Here is a 16,072-nt window from a genome sequence, read left to right on the forward strand (position 1 = left end):
GCGAAACGGCCGGCGCGGGCGCGCTATGCCGTCCGGAACTCGTCTCCGTCGCGCTCGACGCCCGGTAGTTCGGCCAGTCGCGGGGCGACGCAGTCGAGCCACGCGTCGGCGTCGGCGTAGCCTGCTGAATGGGCAGGATACACCGCCTCAGCTAGCGCGTCGGCGTCGGCTGGCCCGCGTTCTCGAAGATACTCGAAGGCCGCCCGAACGGCGTCCCGACGCCAGTCGCGCATCAACTCGCTGGCGCCGGGAAAGTCCAACTCGTCCAGCGCGTCCTCGACCGCTCGGTCGTCGTCCAGCGTGACGACGACATCACCGTCGGCCAGCCGGTCGGCGGGCAGGTACCACAGTTCCACGTCGTACTCCTCGCGCTCGTCGTCCATCGGACGGTCGCGCTCGCCGACATCGACGCCGCTGACGGTCTTTCGATGGAGCGCGCCGCGCTCGACGAGGGCGGCGAGCGCGTTCCGTGCGGCGTCGGCGTCGAGCCCCGTCGTCGTGGCAACCTCTCCGACGGTCATCGGTGCGGCGTCGACGAAGGCCGCAAGTACCGCCGTCTCGTCGGCCGAAGGCGGTCCGCTCTCCCCGTCGCCGGGCCCGCTTTCCCCGTCGCCGTCCGCTGCCATGCGCGCACGTTCGAGAGCATTCGTGATGGGCCTTCCCCTTCCCTTCGCCGTCCTGTCCAGTTGGCACGCCCCGTCAAGTGTCCTTGCCACACAGAGCCGAAAGACAGGTCCGGGCGGCGCCCCTCGGCTCTGCTATGCTCGTAGTTTGTTCCGATACGCACAGCCGCGAGGGCCACGCCCTCGACGGCCGGACGCTCGACGCCGTCCGCGAGGCCGACGCGGTGATCCACGCGGGCGATTTCACGTCGCCGAGCGCGCTCGATGCCTTTCACGAGGTCGCCGACCGGCTGTATCCGGTCCACGGCAACGCCGACAGCATGGCGGTCCGGGACCGGTTGCCGACCGCCCGCACCGTCGAGTACGAGAGCGTTCGCATCGCGGTCACCCACCGACAGGACGGCGGGCCGACCGCGCTCTCGCTGTTCGGCCGGCAGAACGGCGCCGATCTGGTCGTCTCGGGCCACACGCACGACCCCGGCGTCGTCGAAGCCGAGGAGCTAACGCTGCTCAACCCCGGCAGTCACGCCCAGCCCCGGGGCAATCGACCCGGCTACGCGGAACTGGTGCCGGTCGACGACGGGCTCGACGGAACGCTGCTGCAGCCGGACGGTACCGTCATCGAGGAGTTCACGATACGGCCGTAGGAGGGAGTCGTCAGCGGGACGCCGTAGCGCGGCCGGCAGGAACCGGCCGCGAGCGTTCGGGTCGCGCCGGGGTCAGGAGCCGGCGCGAGCCCGGCGTCGGAGGGCAACCGGACAGTAGGTGGGATTCGGTCGGGGGCCGGGCAGCATGGAGGGCCATCGGCCGCTGACCGCGTCCTGTGAGGGACGCAACAACGACTCGTGTCCCCGTATCAAAAGAGCCACCGTAGACTCAAACGGCGATTTTAGTTACCTGCCGGCGGGCACGGCGTCTGATCAGGTCCGATAGATTCGGGCGTACCAGACAGTGTACCACGCCAGCACGACAACTGCACCCCCGGCGAAAAACAGCGCCCCCGGTGGGAGCCCGGCGCCGACGATATCAGCGAGCGGACCGTCACCCAGCAGCGGCACGTCGATGCCGCCGCTGGCGCCGCCGTCGTCCGCGCCGGCCCCGCTGGCGCTGTCGCCTTGCACGTCGCTAGTTGTGATGTCGCCGCTGCCGTCGCCACCTGTCGAGCTGCCGCTGGTTGTAAAGTCGCCGCCCCCGTCCGTCGAGCCGCCGGTTCCACCGTCGGTGGTGCTGCCGGTCTCGGGGCTAGCGACGAGGTGCTGGACGAGCAGGCTCGCACCGGCAACCGCGCCGAGCGCCCCGATCAGCCGGGAGAGCGCGGCTCGGAGCCCCGTTTCTTTGTCCTCGTCGCCCGCGAACACGACCAGCGGCTGGTCGGTCGGGGCGTACACTCGCATCTCGCGGCCTTTCTCGGAGTAGACCGTGTCGATGACGCGGATCACGTCGGCGTCTTCGAGCTTTTCGAGGTGGTACTGGGTGTTCTGTAGCGAGGTGTCGACCCGATCCGCGAGTTCCGAGGGCGTCCCGGGGTCGTCGTGGAGCGCGCCGAGCAGTTCGCGGGCGGTGCCCGAGGAAAGGGCGGCCAGCACGTCGTCGGCCTCGTCGCTGTCGAGTCCGACCACTCTCGGATCGCCGTCGTCCGCGGCCGAGGTGTCGGGGGAGGAGGGCAGGAGGTCGGCCATGCCATACACGTCTCAATCGTCGGGCATGAACTTTCCGGGCTGGAACCGGCGTTCTCTCATCGATCGCCCCCCGTCGGACGCTCCGCCGAAACGCATTTCAGCGACCCGCCTGAATCTCGACTCATGAACCTCGACCCGTTCTTCGTCGTCCTCGTCGCGGCCTTCGTCGGCCTGTTTTTCTTCCTGTTCTTGCTCGTGCGTCGGACGATGCTGTCGTTCAAAGAAGGAATGGACAACGGTCGGTAGTCACCGGCTGTCCGCTTCGGCGGCCTCGAAGTAGCGCTGATAGTGGTCGGCACAGCCCGGATTGAACGCCGCGTCGCACTCGGGACACGCGTCGACGCCGACGTACGTCTCGACGGTGAGTTCGGCCCCGCAGGCCCCACAGAGCACGGCCGGCTCGTCCCGGCGCGCTGCCGGCCAGCGGTCGGCATCGTGCTCGGTGACGGCGTCGTGACACCGAAAGCAGGGGTAGTACGTCCCACAGCAGTCGAACTTGATTGCGACGACATCGAGCGCGCTGTCGTAGTGGGCACACCGCGTTTCGGCGTCGACGCCCTCGCCGCGGACCTCGTGACCGTGGACCTGCACACCGAGCATTGCGCGTGCGATCATCATAACCGCTGTGCCGTGGACGCCGGACGTGAGGACGACTGGCCCGCTACCTTCGGAAAACCAAACGGTTTTGCACGGCCCGGATTCACAAGGTGGTATGGACCCACGAATCCGCGAACACGCGTCGTTGCTCGTCCACGAAGCGCTCGAACTGGAGGAGGGCGACGACGTGATCGTCAGAGTACCGGACGTCGCCGAGGACCTGCTGGTCGCCATCTACGAGGCGCTGGGCGATGTCGGCGCCAACCCGGTCTCTGTCTCGGGAAGCGCCCGCGCACACCGCGCCTACATGCGCTCTCACGACGGCGAGTTCGAGCTACCGGACCACGAGATGGCGCTCGTCGAGGCAGCCGACGCCCACATCCACGTCCGTGCCGACGAGAACGTCACCGAGACCAGCGACGTGGCGCCGGAACGAAACGCAGCCTACCAGCAGGCGCGCCGACCCATCCTCGACGAGCGACTCACCGACAACTGGACGCTCACCCAGTATCCCGCGCCGGCGAACGCCCAACTCGCCGAGATGAGCACCGAGGGGTACGAGAATTTCGTTTGGGACGCCGTCAACAAAGACTGGGACGCACAGGAGGAGTTCCAGGCTCAGATGGTCGAAATCCTCGACGGCGCCGAGGAAGTCCGAATCGTCAGCGGCGACACCACCGACGTTCGGATGCGCGTCGCCGACAACCCGACGATCAACGACACCTGCAAGCACAACGTCCCCGGCGGCGAGGTGTTCACCGCGCCCCAACCCGACAGCGTCGAGGGCGAAGTGCTGTTCGACAAGCCCGTCTACCAGCAGGGCCGCGAAGTCCTCGACGCCCACCTGCACTTCGAGAACGGCGAGGTCGTCGAGCACTCCGCGAGCAAGAACGAGGACGTACTTACGGAGATTCTCGACACCGACGACGGCGCCCGACGCCTCGGCGAGCTCGGCATCGGGATGAACCGCGATATCGACCAGTTCACCTACAACATGCTGTTCGACGAGAAGATGGGCGACACCGTCCACATGGCGGTCGGCCGAGCCTACGAGGACACCGTCGGCGAGGGCAACGAACAGAACGAGAGCGCCGTCCACGTCGACATGATCGTGGATATGAGCGAGGATTCGCGGATCGAAGTCGATGGCGAGGTCGTCCAGCGTAACGGGACGTTCCGGTTCGAGGACGGGTTCGAGGAATAGCGCGATTCTCGATCACTCCGTTAGCTCCGAACCGCAACAGGTAATCAGAACCCCGGAGCAGACGAACGGCGTGTGCCATCGAAACCGCGCCCCGGTGCCCGGATCACCCTATCATAATTTTCTCTCAACTCTATCCGAAAACTTCAATTCAATTTATTAATTGTCTGTGTGAATCCGTATCTATGCCCAAAGTCGACTGTCCTGACTGCGAGCGACACATTGCGATGCACGAACTCGAAGCGCGCACGGTCACGCAGGGCGACGGATTTTCGACCAACTATCGCTGTCCGTTCTGCCGGGGAAATATCGAAGATGTAGGGAGTCTTATGGTCTGACGCCGACGCTCGCCGATATTCAATTCCAGCGATTGTAACGATTTTCGACGACGCCGAGACGGCTGCTGCTCAGGCGGCGTCTGTCGGCGTCGCCTGCTCGGCGTCTACGTCGACCGACTCCAACGTCTCGCTGAGTTCGTCGGCCTGATCGGAGAGTCGGTCGATACTCTCGTTGACTCGGGAGAGCGCGGTAGACTGTGATTCGGCGGTGGTCGCCGCGCGCTCGGCTTCGTCGGCCGTCGTCGAGGAGACCTCGGTCGCGTCCGCGACCGTCTCGAGTACCTCGCCGACCGAGTCGGCCTGCTGTTCGGTCGTCTCGTTGATGGCCTGCACGCCCGCGTTGGTCTGGGCTGCCACCCGGGCGATCTCTTCCAGCGAGTCGATCGCGTCCTCGACGGAGGCGGTCTGCTGGGCGATCAACTCGCTCGTCTGCTCGGCCTCGCCGACGGTCTGTTCGGTCTGGGACCGGATGTTGTCGAGGCGTTCCTCGACCTCGTCGGCCGCTTCCTTGGAGCGCTCGGCCAGCTCCTTGATCTCGGTAGCGACGACCGCGAAGCCCTCCTCCTCGCCGGTGCGTGACGCTTCGATGTTGGCGTTCAGTGCGAGCAGGTTCGTCTCCTCGGCGACCTCTCGGATCGACTCGATAAGCTCGTCGATCTGGGTAACCTCGGCTTCGAGTTGTTCGAGCGCCTCGACGGTTTGGGCGGATTCGGACTGGATCTGGCTCATGCCTTCGATCGCGTCGGTCGCGGCGTCGCGGCCCTCGCGACCGACTTCCGCGGTCCGCTCGGCGATGTCGGCGACCTCGGCCGTCGAAACGGACATCTCCTTGACGGTCGCCGAGAGGTCGCCGACCTCGTCGGTGGCACGTTCGAGTTCGGCGGCCTGAGTGGTCGACTCCTCGGCGATCTCGTCGAGCATCTCCTGAACTCGGTCGGCACCCTCACTGATTTCTTGGGTCGAAAGGGTCACCTCGTGGCTGTAGGCGGCGACCTCGTCGGCGAAGCCGCGAATGTCGGCCAGCGTGGTCGCGGTCTCGTCGAGTAGGGTGTTCACCGACGCGGCGGTCGTCTGGGCCGTATCGTCGGACCACTCTTCGTCGACGCGAACGGTGAAATCGTCCTCGGCAGCGACGCGCTCGGCACACCGCTCAATGTCCGCGGCAAGAGCGTCGCGCTCCTGTGCGTGGCGTCGCAGCGTCGCACGGTCGTCTTCGAGTTCGCTGACCTGCTCTCGCAGCGTCGACGACTCGCGGACGCTGTCGTTGAGCTCGCTCGCCGCCAATTCGAGGGCAGGATTGCTCCAACTCTCCTCTATCTGGTCACCTGTACTGCGGGCTTCCAGCGCCGTCCGGAACGCCTCGCGGTCGCCAGCGTCGCTGCTGGAGCGCCGCGCGGACAGTGCCGTCCCGACGGCGGTGCTGGCGAGGACGCCCGCCCCACCGGCGGCAGCGACAGTGGGATCGACGTTCCCGGTACCGACGAGCGCGCCGGCGAGAACGACGCCGCCGACGAGTAGCGTCACGATCCCGAGCGAGACGGCACCGATCCCATCCCCGCTGTCGTCGACGGTGGTGTCAGCAGCCATCTCAGTCACCCACCTGTCCCGCGGCTTCCGGATTCTGAACTCGCTGAACGCTAAACGTACACTGCTCGTCGCCCTCGAGCATACAGGTGTGTTCCTTGTAGCGATACGCCTCGTCGTAGTAGTCTCCGACGCCTTCGATGAGCCCGGGGATCCACTGGCACCACTGTCGTTGGGAGCCGTAGACGATCTTCAGCGTCCGGTCGTCGATCTCGTCGATGCGCAAGACCGGCGGCGTCATCTCGCCCATCCGGCGCTGTCGGAGTTGCGTGTGGATCGCTTCGATCTGGGAGAGCAAGTCGAGGCCATCCCAGTGGGGCTCGACGTACGCGCTGCCGTAGATGTCGATGATCGGTTCGATGATCCACTCTCCCCAGTCGTACATGAACGCCTTCATCGAGGTGTCGGTGACATCGAGCGCTGCATCCAGCAACTCGACGGTGACTTCCTCGTCGTAGGTCGTGACTGCGACGTACATCTCGCCCTCCCGCCCCGCTTGCGCCTGCACGTCCGCCCACGTCTCCGTGTCGTACTGCTCGACGATGTAATCTTTGAGCGTCTTCAGAATGATGCCATGCATCAGCAACTGACCCCGCGCTGGAACGGCCAGCAGACGCCGGCGGCTGCCGGACCCGGCGTCTTCCTCCGTGCGATCTTCAGGTCGAGAACCATGCTGACTACTATCCAAGTATCGGAGAAATATAAATCCACATATGATAGATATAAGCCATATATCGGGAGTAAAACAGCGATCAGCGGCTTTCCGATGCATGAGCACTCGGGAGCGCAACCGAACTGCCGCGTCCGACAGCGACGCCTTGCTCGACAGCGGCGTCAAGCCACACTGAGCGTCGGCGTCCCGTAGCGACCCGCTGCTATGCACAGTGGCAGAACCAGCGCCGGTGATCCGACGCTCAGGCCGCCGCGTCGCAGTCCTCGTGGACGATCTCGCCGGCCGCATTCGGCCCGCGAGCCTGCCCCGGGACGATGGGTTCGCCACAGGCTGCACAGCGGAACTCGTCGTCAGCCGACTCCGCCTCGGCAGTCTCCTCGTCTGTCGAGCTTGCGTCGGCGCCGAGCGAGTCGATATCGAGGTCGGTCATCTCGTCGCTTTCGGTCGTCGCCTGATACCCGAGCGCGACGGCGCCGCCGCCGGCAAGCAGGGCGCGCAACCGTTTCCCCTTCCGGAGCGAACAGAGCGCGACGACCCCGAGAACGCCGGCAGCGAGTGTTCGAGCGAGGCGACCGCGGTCGTCAGCGATCTCTTCCAGATCCATACCAGAACGTGAGCGGTCTGGCCCCTTGAAACTCACCGTCGCCGTTGCTCTGGCACCCGCGCGGACTCAGCGTTTTCGAGGTGGAGCCTCCGGCCTCAAGGAGCGACCGAAGCGTAGCAAAGGGAGTGAGTAGGCCGGAGAGGAAACCGACATGGTACGACACAACCAGCATACTGCGACCGATCGACTCCCGAACGTATAACTACCGTCAGGTGCTCTCTGAAGTTCTGGACGTGCGTCGAACTGCCGTCGTGAAACTCGACCTTTCCGACGAGCAACGTGATGCACTCCACCGAACTGCCGAGCAATACCTGTATTGCGCGAACCGAACCGCCGACTACTGTTGGTCCGACACCACCTACACCGAGTGCAGAACCAACAAGAGACAGGTTCGTGACGCACTCTACTCCGAGCTTCGAGAGGAGACAGACCTACAGGCACAACTCGTCCAAGCCGCCATCAAACGCGCCGTCGAAGCCGTCAAAGCGTGTGTCGAACGGTGGAAGAAAGGGCAGCGTGTCTCTTGCCCGACGTTTACCGCTGAAACGATGGACTACGACGCACGGAGCGCGACCTTCTACCCCAACAAGGTATCGCTGGCAACCGTCGAGGGGCGGATAGAACCATCGTTCGTTCTCCCGGCAGACAGCCCGACGCCCTACGAGCGGTACGTTCTCTCCGAGGACTACGAGTTCCGCGAAAGTACGGTTCGATACGACGCGGTGGACGGCGAGTTCTACATCCAACTCTCGACGCGGCGAATAGACGGTGACGCAGAGGTTTCGGAAGATACCGGGCACCCCGACCAAACGGTCCTCGGTATCGACCTCGGCGTCAACTCGTTGGCAGTCTCCTCGACCGGTACGTTCTGGCAGGGAGACGACTACGACCACTGGTGCCGTGAGTTTGAGAAGCGGCGTGGTGAGATGCAACAGCGCGGCACACAAGCCGCGCACAACGCCTTGCTTCGCCTCGGGAAGCGCGAAGAAGCGTGGCGGAAACAGTACATCCACACGGCCGCTAACGAACTTGTCGCGGAAGCTGTCGAACACGACTGCGACGTTATTGTGTTCGAGGAGTTGACCGACATTCGAGAGCGGCTTCCGCAGGCGAAGTGGCACCACGTGTGGGCGTTCCGACGCCTCTACGAGTACGTCTCCTACAAAGCGCCCGAACAGGGCATCTCCGTGGAGCAAGTCGAACCGAATCACACGTCTCAACGCTGTTCTCGGACGGATTGTGGGTTCACGCACGAGGACAACCGCCGCGGAGAACACTTCTGTTGCCAGAAGTGTGGCTACGAGGTGAACGCGGATTACAACGGTGCGAAGAATATCGGGCTACGGTACGCCCGAAAGCGGACACACAGACTCCGTTCCTCGCCCAAGTCGGGGAGCGGAGACGCAGAAGTAGACCTGCGTGTGAATGGTGGGACGTTGAACGGCGAGAGTCACCGGCCTATTGCTGGTGACTGATTGCCGGGAGTCCACATCAAAGCCACCGAAAGGCGAAGCCTTTCGAGGCCTCGATAGAGCTCCGCTCTATCGGTGGCCCCACCCTCAAGGACCGAGGCGCGTATGCGCCGAGGGAGTAGGGTGGGGTAGTTTACTCGGGATCGTAGTGGAAGATGTCCTCGATGTCACACTCGAAGTACAGCGCCAACTCGAAGGCCAACTCCAAGCTCGGATCGTACCGGCCTCGCTCGATGGCGTTGATCGTCTGACGCGAGACCCCGACGGCGTCGGACAGTTCCGCTTGTGTCACGTCCGCCTTCGCGCGCCAGACTTTGAGATCGTTCTCCATTGTTCACATAACCCGGCTGTAGTACAACGCTGTCACGAAGAATACTACGAAGGGAATCATCATGAGCCACGTCAGCGGATCGAGCACTGGTGTCGCGATGCCGCCGCTACGGTCCAGTGCTGCCACGACCGACGCCGCCCAGTAGAACGCCCAGAGGGCGATCGCTGCCGCGCGGAGTCCGATCTTGAGGTACCGCTCGTCGAAGTCGTCTCGCTGCTCGACGAGCCGGAACCCCCACACGCCGGCAACGGTCACGACGAGGCCGCCACCGACGGCGAGGGCGGTCCCGGTCGACGGCTGGGGTGCGACATCGGCACCGACAGTCAGCGCGAGGACGCCGAGGGCCATCAGCACGATGCTACTGTGGGTCTGGGTGCGGTAGGTCAGTCCCATTCTGTGTAAAGCTAACTTTCCAATATGAAATAAGTGTTTTCCATAGTGTCGGAGAAAAACGACCCACTAGGGACGACTGCACACAGAAGGATCGAGAAAATAGCGATTCAGAACGTGCCCACGATGGCGCGTGAGTAGCGCCGAAATCGGGAGTATTCGACTCAGCACATCAGATGGCGTCTTCGGCCACTCACTCCAGACAGACGTAGGTTCGCGTCGTCCCGACATCCTCGATCGTCCTGATGCCCGCGGTCAGTGTGCGCTGGAGATCGTGGGTGTGATCGCCTTCGAGTTCCGCGACGATATCGAACTCGCCGCCGACGACGTGTGCCTCGGCGACGCCGTCGAGCGCTCGTATGGACTCACAAACCGCAGTTGACGTTCCCGCACCGGTGTCGATCACAGTGTACGCCCGGACCATACCTGCACGTTCGAGCGGCGAGGTCAAAGCTACCCCTGCCACCGAGACCTCCGTCGCCGCCAACGAGGGGTCTATATATCGGGCCGCGCCAAGCGCGGCTATGACCGCGGAGACGCTGTACGAGCGGTTGGGTGGACGCGAGGGAATCGGAGCAGTCGTCGACGACTTCTACGATCGGCTGGTCGCCGACGAGTCACTGGGCCCGTTCTTCGAGGACGCGAACGTGGCGTCGCTGCGCCGAACGCAAACTGACTTCCTCTGCGAGGCGGCGGGCGGCCCGGAGACGTACGACGCCGCGCCGGTCCGCGAGGCCCACAGCCACGTCCCGTTCGAGCCCGAGCACATCCAGCGCGCCGTCGAACTGCTGTACGAGAGCCTCGACGAGTTCGACGTGGCGCCCGAGGACGCTGACGCCGTCGTCGGCGCCGTCGCCGCGTACGAGGAGGATCTGTTGGCCGGCTCGGACGACTAGGACCGCCGCCGCAGGAACGTCCGAAGCTCCCGATACGCGGCGTCGTACCGGGTCCGAAAGACGCAGTGTTCGGCGCCGGGAACGTGGACGAGTCGGCCGTCGGCAAGCGCAGCTGCGGCGTCGAGGTGATCGGCGCGAGCAGCCGGTTCGGCGTCGGCCTTCAACACCAGCGTCGGGCAGCGCACGTCCTCGAAGGCGGTTCCGGCGTCGGGATACCCCTCCCGGGCGACCTGTGCGATTTCGGGGCTACACTCGGTTCGGGCCAGCGCAAGGGCATACTCCAGTTCGGCACCGTGCGCGCTCGAGTCGTCGATGAACTCCTCGACCGACCGGTCCTGCCATCCTTCGATCTCGGCGCGCTTGTCCCGCGCGCGAGCGTCGGGATCGCCGAAGTCGCCGAGCATCCCCGCCGGATCTTCGAGGACGAGCGCGCGCGGGAGCTCGGGGTACGCCGCCGCGGCGCAGTTGGCCGCCGAGCCGCCCATCGAGTGCCCGAAGAAGATGGGATCGTCGAGGTCCAGCGCCCGAACGACGCCGACGAAATCCTCGACGCGGTCGTCGATGCCGTACCCCGACGCCGGAGCGTCGGATTTGCCGTGGCCGCGGGCGTCGTACATGATGAGGTCGTAGTCCGAGCGCAGATCGGCTGCCAGCGGCGCCCAGCACCGGCCGTTGTCGGTGTAGCCGTGTGCCATGACGATCGGCGGTCCTGATCCCGTTCGGTAGTAGTGGATGTCGATGCCGTTCGCGCGGACGGTGCCAGTCGTCCAGTCGTCCGGTAGATCCATGGGAGCACACTGTCGAGGGGGCCCAAAGATGCTTGGGTGCGGGTCATAGTCTCCGTGTCGGTCGTTTTTCCCGCGGGACGTGGTGAGAGTCGTATGGGAACTCGCGGCGGCAACTCGGCCGAGAGGCTGCTTTGGACGATGATCGGCGTCGTGCTGGCAGCTTTCGTCGGCGTCGCGCTGCGGAGCTACGTCGGTGCGCTCGTCTCGGCGATCTTTCTGTACTACGCGACTCGCCCGATCTACCGCCGGATCGAGGCGCGCACGGCCCACCCGACTCTCGCCGTGGTGCTGACGCTGCTGGCGCTGGTCGTTCCGATGCTGATCGTGATCGGCTACGGCCTCGCCCTGCTGGTACAGGAACTCGACAGCGTGCTCTCGGGGGGCGCTCTTTCGACGCTGCAACCGTACGTCCAGCCGTATCTGGACTTGATTCAGCGCGGTGAGCTTCGGCAGCTTCGCCAGACAGTTTCCCAAGCCGGCGGTGTGCCCGGTTCGGCCGGAAGCGCAGCCGGCAGCGTTCTGAGCCGGCTCGTGGCAGCCATCGGCGCCGTCTTCGCCGTCCTCACGAGAGTGGCGCTGATGCTCATTCTCCTCTTTTATCTCCTGCGCGACGGCCACAAACTCCGGAGTTGGTTCGTCAGCGCCGTCGAGTACGACGACCGGATCGTCTCCTTCGTCGACGGCGTCGACGCCGACCTCGAAACGGTCTTTTTCAACAATCTCGCGTTCATCGTGTTCACGGCCGTGCAGGCGAGCCTGATCTATCTCGGATTTAACCTGCTCGCGCCGGGCAGCGCCGTCGTCGGGACGCCGGTGTTGCTCGGCGCGCTCATCGGGATCGGGACGCTCGTCCCGGTCGTCGGGATGAAGCTGGTCTACCTGCCCTACGCGGCGTACCTCGGGGCAGCGGCGGTGGTGGGTTCGACCCCGGCGTGGCATCCGATCGCGTTTCTCGCCGTGTCGGGAGTCGTCGTCGACACGATCCCGGACATCGTCATCCGGCCGTACCTCTCGGGGCGCAACACGCTCCACATCGGCCTCGTGATGCTTGGCTACTTCCTCGGGGCGCTGACCTTCGGCTGGTGGGGGCTGTTTTTCGGCCCGATCGTCGTCGTCGCCGCCGTCCACTTCGCCGAGGACATCTTCCCGTGGCTCGTCGGCGAATACCTCTAACTACTCCCGGACGATCTGTCCGTCGAGGTAGCCTCGAATCGTGTCGTTAGTCGACTGGACGCGCTTGCAGAACGTGACGACGCGCTCGGCGCCGTCGCGCTCCCTCTCGACCCGGTCGTCGGCTTGCACGTCGATCGTCAGTCCCTGCGCGTCGAGGTGATCGAGCAGGTCGTCGATCGCCGCGGGATCGCCCCGCACCGTGTGGCGCTCGCCGACGGCCTCGCCGTCAGCAACGCGTTCGATAGTCTCGGTCATCGACAGTACGATCGCCTCACCGACCGCGTGAGCGCGCTTGTGTGCTTGCTCGGGTGATTCGTTCCACTCGATCGACTGGAACGCCTCGCGGATGAGCCGCCGGAACATGAACGCCTGTCCGTAGTCGAAGGGCAACGAGAAGGCGTAGGCAAGATCGCCACGGTTGGCCGCCGAGGTCGTGTACTTCAACTGGGTCACGCCGTCGAGGGATTTCATCACGATGCCCTCCCGGTCGTCGGCGTCTAACTGGTCGATGATCTCTCGAAGCTCGTCCGCGGCGTCGTCCGGATCGTAGACGCCGAACAGCCGGACCTGCGGGACGCCGTACTCGCCGTAGCGCTCCCGGCGCCCGCGCACGTCGAGGGGCTCACCCGACTGGCGGTCGCGCCAGTCGAACGCGCGGAACGCCAGCGAGTCGACGCCGGAGTAGTCGTGGGGAGTGTAGGGGTTCTCGGACCCGATCATCTCGCCACAGACCGCGGTGTCGGGATGGTCGTCGAACAGCGGATCGAGATCGAGTCGGCGCTCGACGAACCACGTCGTGTAGGGGCAGACCAGTCCGCTCCGCGAGAACGCCAGCACGTCGCCGTCGATGCGTGCGATGCGAGTGTTGTATCCGTTCAGTTTCTCCTCGACGGCGACGGGGCCGTCGAACTGCTGCGGGACGCCCGCCCCGAGAACGAGCGTCCGGGGCACCTTCGGGAAGCCGCGGACGACCGCGCCGTCGAACAGGACCGTCCCGCGCTCGACGCCGCGGCGATAGTCCGGAACGTGGCGGTACTCGGTGCCCTCGTAGCTCGCCCGCTCGACGTGGTCGAGCACGGTCTCGAACGTCTCGGGTGACAGCCCGAGCTGTCGGTGGTACTCCACTGGTCTCCCCCGGCGTAGCTACGACAGCACGCACCATAGTCGCCCGTGGCGGACGACCGGCCAAACAGCGCACCGGAGCGGCGGCGACCGACGTGGCGCCGGTCCGAGGGTGGCACAACGGATCGGCCGCATTCAGGCCGGCAATAGCGGGCACTCGACGGGTGAGCCACGGGAAATTTATATATGCTATCGCTGATAGATATGGGAGTATCGTGTCGCTCTTTGGTGCAGACCCGCTGCTCGTCGCCTACGTCGTCGCGTTCGGCGGCACGGGACTGCTCTGTTTTATCAGCATCCCCCGGACTCGACAGATAACCGACCCCGACACGCGGCGAGGACTCGTCTCGTTGCTGGTGCTGTGTGGCGGCTGGTCCGTCTCGCACGTCGGCTACCTGCTCGTCCCGATGCGGTCGGCGCGGCTCGTGTTCTTCGTGATCGGGCTCTCGACGGGGCTGGCCGCCGTCGGGGCGTGGCTGTACTTCTGTTCGGCCTACACTGGACGGATGCTCCACCGGATGCCGTCGATCCGCCGGGCCGCTGTCGCCGTCTTCGCCGGTATCGTGCTGGTGAAGCTCACGAACCCGATTCACGGGATTTACTACACGGCGACGTGGCAGACGACGCCGTTTCGCTACCTCGCCATCGAGCCGGGGCTGGCCCACTGGCTGGCGATGGCACTGGCGTACGCGCTGTCGTTCGTCGGCTACTTCATGCTGATCGAGCGATTTCTGCAGGTCGACTACGATGCGAAGCCGTTTATCGCGCTGGTGACGCTGACGGGACTGCCCGCCATCGCCGACGTACTGGGCGTCACCAGCCCGCTGCTGTTGAACACCACCTACGAGCCGATCGGCGTCGCGGCCTTCGCCGTCGGCATCCTGTTTTTCTACCTCGACGGCTTTCAGAACATTCAACTCGCCGGCAACGACGACGAACCCGTCGTCTATCTCAACGAGGAACGAACCGTTCGGGAGTCGAACCAGCAGGCACGCACCCTGTTTCCGGAACTGGTCGACGCGACCGGCCGACCGATCGAGGACGTGCTTCCCGACGTTGCCGACCGTCTGGACGACGACGGCGAGACCATCCTCGAACGCACACAGGGCGACTCGACGCGCTACTACCAGGTGTCGGCGTCGCCGTTTACCGCCGGCGAGGTCCAGATCGGCGAACTGCTGCGGATCGAGGACGTGACCGAAGCCGAGCGGTACCGCCGAGAGCTAGAGCGAGAGACCGAGCGCCTGAACGCGTTCGCCAGCATGGTCGCCCACGACCTCCGAAATCCGTTGAACGTCGCACAGGGGTACGTCGACATCGAGCGCGAGCGCGAGGACCGCGAGGAGTTGGAAGCCATCGACGAGAGCCTCGACCGGATGGACGACATCATCGAGGACGTGCTGACGCTCGCACGAGAGGGCGAGGACATCGGCGACACTGAACCGGTGTCGCTGGCGGCGACCGTCGAGCAGTGCTGGCAGGGCGTCGATACCGCCGCCGCGACGCTGGCCGTCGAGGACGACCTGCAGGTGATCGCAGACGAGAGCCGACTCCGACAGCTCATCGAAAACTTGCTTCGCAACGCCGTCGAACACGGCGGGTCGGACGTGACGATCACCGTCGGCGAGCTAGACGGCAGTAGCGGCTTCTACGTCGAAGACGACGGTGACGGCATTCCCGCGGAGAGCCGAGAGCGCGTCCTCGAAGCCGGCTTCACCTCCTCGGAGGACGGCACCGGGTTCGGTCTCGAAATCGTCAAGAAGATCGCGAACGCCCACGGCTGGGCCGTCACCGTGACCGAGAGCGACGACGGCGGGGCGAGATTCGAGTTCGACGGAATCGAGTGGGCACCTCGGGTCCCGGAGTCCTGACGCCGAGACACAGCTATTTGCACACTCGCGGCCTACGCATACGTATGCCAGACGACCCGTTCAAACAGCGGTTCGTCCTCGATACGTCGGTGTTCCTGACCGACGAGATCCGGGGCGACGGCGAGTCCCTGCAGGCGGCCGTGCTGGATCTGTTGGACCTGATCGCGGCGGCGCGACTACGCTTGGGCATCTCTTGTTACGTCCCGCCGACGATCCACGACGAGTTGACGACGATGCTCGCCGATCGGGACGTCGACGACGACGTGTTCTCGAAGCTCAACACGTGGGTGATCCGCAAACACCCCGACCGGTACGAGGTGTCGATCCCCGCGAACGTCGTCTACAGCTTCGTCGACGAGATGAGCGACCGCGTCGATCGCGGGCTCCGGGTCGCCGAGGACGCGGTCCGCCGGGCCGAAGCGGCGTCCGACGAGCCGATCGAGGACCACGAGCACATGACCGTCGCCGATCAGGTCATCTCGGACCTACGGGACAAGTACCGCAGCGCCCTTCGCCGGGGCGTGCTCGACTCGCGGGAGGACTTCGATCTGCTCGTGCTCGGGCGCGAGCTCGACGCCGGCGTCGTCACCGAAGATCAGGGCATCGTCGCGTGGACCGAGGACTTCGGGCTGCGTTACCTGCGAGGGCGGGAGTTCCCTGATCTCCTTCGGGAGTATCTTCGGGCTGTCGAGGAGATCGACGAATCGGGCGCCGACGCTGGCTGACGTGT

General features: G+C 65.2%; 19 protein-coding genes. 8 read left to right on the forward strand and 11 right to left on the reverse strand.

Features of this window, described 5'->3' with window-relative positions; translation table 11 throughout:
- Nucleotides 1–23 precede the first annotated feature (23 nt).
- On the reverse strand, nt 24–626 hold the full coding sequence (locus CRO01_RS12945; RefSeq protein ID WP_097009561.1) for a hypothetical protein: 603 nt from the start codon (nt 624–626) through the stop codon (nt 24–26).
- 134 nt (nt 627–760) lie between these two features.
- Here CRO01_RS12945 and CRO01_RS12950 point away from each other — a divergent pair, with 134 nt between their 5' ends.
- Nucleotides 761–1,270, forward strand: a complete 510-nt coding sequence (locus CRO01_RS12950) for a metallophosphoesterase (protein WP_097009562.1) — start codon at nt 761–763, stop codon at nt 1,268–1,270.
- A gap of 273 nt (nt 1,271–1,543) precedes the next feature.
- Here CRO01_RS12950 and CRO01_RS12955 read toward each other — a convergent pair whose 3' ends face one another.
- Entirely contained in the window at nt 1,544–2,302 is a 759-nt protein-coding gene (locus tag CRO01_RS12955) for an ArsR/SmtB family transcription factor (protein ID WP_097009563.1), read from the reverse strand.
- Between the two features lie 123 nt (nt 2,303–2,425).
- On the opposite strand from CRO01_RS12955, the gene CRO01_RS17035 reads away from it, so the two are divergent.
- Complete coding sequence (locus tag CRO01_RS17035; RefSeq protein ID WP_259370018.1) at nt 2,426–2,548, forward strand: DUF7859 family protein; 123 nt, start codon at nt 2,426–2,428, stop codon at nt 2,546–2,548.
- On the opposite strand, the gene CRO01_RS12960 is transcribed toward CRO01_RS17035, so the two are convergent.
- On the reverse strand, nt 2,549–2,893 hold the full coding sequence (locus tag CRO01_RS12960; protein ID WP_375097343.1) for a CHY zinc finger protein: 345 nt from the start codon (nt 2,891–2,893) through the stop codon (nt 2,549–2,551).
- 121 nt (nt 2,894–3,014) lie between these two features.
- On the opposite strand from CRO01_RS12960, the gene CRO01_RS12965 reads away from it, so the two are divergent.
- Nucleotides 3,015–4,103 carry an aminopeptidase gene (locus CRO01_RS12965; RefSeq protein WP_097009564.1) on the forward strand — a complete coding sequence of 363 codons (1,089 nt, stop codon included), beginning with the start codon at nt 3,015–3,017 and terminating at the stop codon, nt 4,101–4,103.
- A 404-nt stretch (nt 4,104–4,507) separates the two neighbouring features.
- On the opposite strand, the gene CRO01_RS12970 is transcribed toward CRO01_RS12965, so the two are convergent.
- The 3 genes from CRO01_RS12970 to CRO01_RS12980 all read right to left on the reverse strand — a co-directional run bounded on the left by CRO01_RS12970 (nt 4,508) and on the right by CRO01_RS12980 (nt 7,299).
- Nucleotides 4,508–6,025: a methyl-accepting chemotaxis protein gene (locus tag CRO01_RS12970; RefSeq protein ID WP_097009565.1), complete on the reverse strand. Its 1,518-nt coding sequence runs from the start codon at nt 6,023–6,025 to the stop codon at nt 4,508–4,510.
- Nucleotide 6,026: 1 nt separating this feature from the next.
- A complete protein-coding gene (locus CRO01_RS16705; protein ID WP_179747485.1) occupies nt 6,027–6,602 on the reverse strand; it encodes a heme NO-binding domain-containing protein in 576 nt (191 codons plus the stop codon).
- Nucleotides 6,603–6,936: 334 nt separating this feature from the next.
- The gene (locus tag CRO01_RS12980; protein WP_097009567.1) at nt 6,937–7,299 is read right to left on the reverse strand and encodes a hypothetical protein; all 363 of its coding nucleotides are present in this window, start codon (nt 7,297–7,299) and stop codon (nt 6,937–6,939) included.
- Nucleotides 7,300–7,526: 227 nt separating this feature from the next.
- On the opposite strand from CRO01_RS12980, the gene CRO01_RS12985 reads away from it, so the two are divergent.
- Complete coding sequence (locus CRO01_RS12985; protein ID WP_097009680.1) at nt 7,527–8,774, forward strand: RNA-guided endonuclease InsQ/TnpB family protein; 1,248 nt, start codon at nt 7,527–7,529, stop codon at nt 8,772–8,774.
- 130 nt (nt 8,775–8,904) lie between these two features.
- On the opposite strand, the gene CRO01_RS12990 is transcribed toward CRO01_RS12985, so the two are convergent.
- The 3 genes from CRO01_RS12990 to CRO01_RS13000 all read right to left on the reverse strand — a co-directional run bounded on the left by CRO01_RS12990 (nt 8,905) and on the right by CRO01_RS13000 (nt 9,916).
- Nucleotides 8,905–9,102: a helix-turn-helix transcriptional regulator gene (locus tag CRO01_RS12990; protein ID WP_097009568.1), complete on the reverse strand. Its 198-nt coding sequence runs from the start codon at nt 9,100–9,102 to the stop codon at nt 8,905–8,907.
- 3 nt (nt 9,103–9,105) lie between these two features.
- Nucleotides 9,106–9,495 (reverse strand): hypothetical protein, encoded by a 390-nt coding sequence (locus tag CRO01_RS12995; RefSeq protein ID WP_218839193.1) that lies wholly within the window; start codon nt 9,493–9,495, stop codon nt 9,106–9,108.
- 190 nt (nt 9,496–9,685) lie between these two features.
- Entirely contained in the window at nt 9,686–9,916 is a 231-nt protein-coding gene (locus tag CRO01_RS13000; RefSeq protein WP_097009569.1) for an Lrp/AsnC ligand binding domain-containing protein, read from the reverse strand.
- A gap of 100 nt (nt 9,917–10,016) precedes the next feature.
- Between CRO01_RS13000 and CRO01_RS13005 the strand changes: the two genes are divergently transcribed.
- Nucleotides 10,017–10,388, forward strand: a complete 372-nt coding sequence (locus CRO01_RS13005; protein ID WP_097009570.1) for a truncated hemoglobin — start codon at nt 10,017–10,019, stop codon at nt 10,386–10,388.
- On the opposite strand, the gene CRO01_RS13010 is transcribed toward CRO01_RS13005, so the two are convergent.
- Nucleotides 10,385–11,176 carry an alpha/beta fold hydrolase gene (locus CRO01_RS13010; protein ID WP_097009571.1) on the reverse strand — a complete coding sequence of 264 codons (792 nt, stop codon included), beginning with the start codon at nt 11,174–11,176 and terminating at the stop codon, nt 10,385–10,387. The genes CRO01_RS13005 and CRO01_RS13010 overlap by 4 nt on opposite strands.
- 93 nt (nt 11,177–11,269) lie before the next feature.
- Here CRO01_RS13010 and CRO01_RS13015 point away from each other — a divergent pair, with 93 nt between their 5' ends.
- The gene (locus tag CRO01_RS13015) at nt 11,270–12,349 is read left to right on the forward strand and encodes an AI-2E family transporter (protein WP_097009572.1); all 1,080 of its coding nucleotides are present in this window, start codon (nt 11,270–11,272) and stop codon (nt 12,347–12,349) included.
- On the opposite strand, the gene CRO01_RS13020 is transcribed toward CRO01_RS13015, so the two are convergent.
- A complete protein-coding gene (locus tag CRO01_RS13020) occupies nt 12,350–13,474 on the reverse strand; it encodes an RNA ligase (RefSeq protein ID WP_097009573.1) in 1,125 nt (374 codons plus the stop codon).
- Nucleotides 13,475–13,686: 212 nt separating this feature from the next.
- Between CRO01_RS13020 and CRO01_RS13025 the strand changes: the two genes are divergently transcribed.
- Both CRO01_RS13025 and CRO01_RS13030 read left to right on the forward strand, forming a co-directional pair.
- Nucleotides 13,687–15,342 carry a sensor histidine kinase gene (locus CRO01_RS13025; protein WP_097009574.1) on the forward strand — a complete coding sequence of 552 codons (1,656 nt, stop codon included), beginning with the start codon at nt 13,687–13,689 and terminating at the stop codon, nt 15,340–15,342.
- A 44-nt stretch (nt 15,343–15,386) separates the two neighbouring features.
- Nucleotides 15,387–16,067, forward strand: a complete 681-nt coding sequence (locus tag CRO01_RS13030; RefSeq protein WP_097009575.1) for an RNA ligase partner protein — start codon at nt 15,387–15,389, stop codon at nt 16,065–16,067.
- Nucleotides 16,068–16,072 lie beyond the last annotated feature (5 nt).

The sequence above is a fragment of the Natronoarchaeum philippinense genome (genome assembly GCF_900215575.1).
Lineage (GTDB): Archaea > Halobacteriota > Halobacteria > Halobacteriales > Natronoarchaeaceae > Natronoarchaeum > Natronoarchaeum philippinense.